This is a genomic window from Mucilaginibacter sp. P4_E8 (assembly GCF_056401495.1).
Genome location: NZ_JBFUJG010000336.1, coordinates 1 through 1,928, shown reverse-complemented (window position 1 = coordinate 1,928; position 1,928 = coordinate 1). Strand labels below are relative to the sequence as shown.

The window sequence follows — 1,928 nt, the reverse complement described above, 5'->3', positions numbered from 1 at the left end:
GGCATATATTTGTTAAATATTAAACAATATAGCAAATTGATTGAAATTTTAAAAAAAAGACTACCTTTAAGGGATTTATTAAATATGTCTGCCACAGATAATTGCCATATATGTACGTCAACCTATTTTGTCATAGGACCGGCAATGCTTTTATTCAATTCTTTATATAGTGCTTCTAAATCTATTCTTATAAAAAACTGATTTTAAATGAAAACTGATTTTAAACATAATTTTGCAGGGTATTTTTTCTTTTACTACCGGGTACTGGGCTTAAAATTACTATTTGACATATTTTTAAGTGTTGCAGTAAGTTTCCTGGATGGTTTTAGTTTGGCCATGTTTATTCCGTTAATACAGTCAATGGATAGTACGGGTCATTTAGAGAACAATAAATCAATGGGGAAACTTCATTTTTTTACCGACTCGTTTAACTATTTGTCAATACCATTAAACATTTATACCGTATTAGTAGCTTTAGCAGTGTTATTTGCTATAAAGGGAGCCGTTAAATTTGGTCAATTAGTTTCTCAAACTAATCTGAAGCAGGTATTTATGAAAAAGGCCCGTTATGAGCTTACCAATGGCTTACAGCAATTAAGTTATGAAAGCTTTTTAAAATTAGATGCCGGAAAAGTACATAATATAGTTACTACGGAGGTTTCGAAATTGCTGACCGCCATAACACAGTATTTACTATCAATAAGTGGTGTTGCTATGTTAATTACCTACGTGGCAATGGCTTTTTTAGCCAACTGGCAATTCGCATTTCTTGTTGTTGTCGGATCGGCGCTTTCCAATCTGCTATTCCRTAAGATATTTCAAATGGTAAAAAAGGCATCTATCAGCATATCAAACAAAGGAAATGTTTTTAACTCCTATTTGATTGAGGCTATACACTACTTTAAGTATTTAAAAGCTACCAATAACTTTAGAGGTTTTTCTAAAAAAATAAAACTTTTAATTGACGAAACTGAAAGCCTGAACAAAAAAATTGGTTATCTGCAGGCCGTAACTACCAGTATAAGGGAACCTTTGGTAATGGTAATTGTAATTATCGTTATCATAGTTCAGATTAAATGGATGGGCGGCGGTCTTGGTTCCATCATTCTCAGCTTACTTTTATTTTACAGAGGTTTATCCTTTTTAATGATGTTCCAGGCTTCGTGGCAAAGCTTTATGCAAAATGTTGGCGCTATTGACCTTGTGTTCCATTTAACCAATGAGATGCATCAAAATAAGGAAGTACAAAGTGATGTTGAGCTTCATGGTTTTAAAGAGGGCATTGTTACGCAGGACCTGAGCTTTAATTTTGGAGATAATAAGGTTTTACAGAACCTCAACATTGTTATTGAGAAAAACAAAACCATTGCCCTTGTAGGCGAGAGCGGCTCAGGTAAAACTACACTTGCAAATGTTATTACAGCCTTACTTAAGCCCGCTTCAGGTAATTTGCTCATAGATGGCGTACCTATATCAAATTACAATCTTGATAGTTACAGAAACCGCATAGGTTATATATCGCAGGAAGCAGTTATTTTTAGAGATGACATCTATAACAACATCACCTTTTGGGCTGAGCCTACTGAGGAAAATATGAAACGTTTCTGGAATGTTATTGAAATGGCTTCATTAACCAATTTCTTAGATAGCCTGCCAGAAAAAGAGAAAACAAGTTTAGGCGACAACGGTATGTTAATATCCGGCGGACAAAAACAAAGGATATCCATTGCAAGGGAGTTGTTCAAGGCTACTGATATTTTGATTTTAGATGAAGCTACCTCGGCTCTTGATTCTGAAACTGAATTGTTTATACAGCAAAATATAGAAAAGCTACATGGTACTTACACCATGGTTATTATTGCTCACAGATTGTCAACCATCAGAAATGTTGACAATATTTATATGCTTGACCGCGGTAAGGTTACAGC

At 34.5% G+C, this 1,928-nt stretch carries 1 protein-coding gene; it reads left to right on the top strand.

The genetic code is table 11. The features are described 5' to 3' along the window. Window positions 1–207 precede the first annotated feature (207 nt). A partial coding sequence (locus AC1DRQ_RS31140; RefSeq protein ID WP_477429951.1) for an ABC transporter ATP-binding protein occupies window positions 208–1,928 on the top strand: 1,721 nt, incomplete at its 3' end.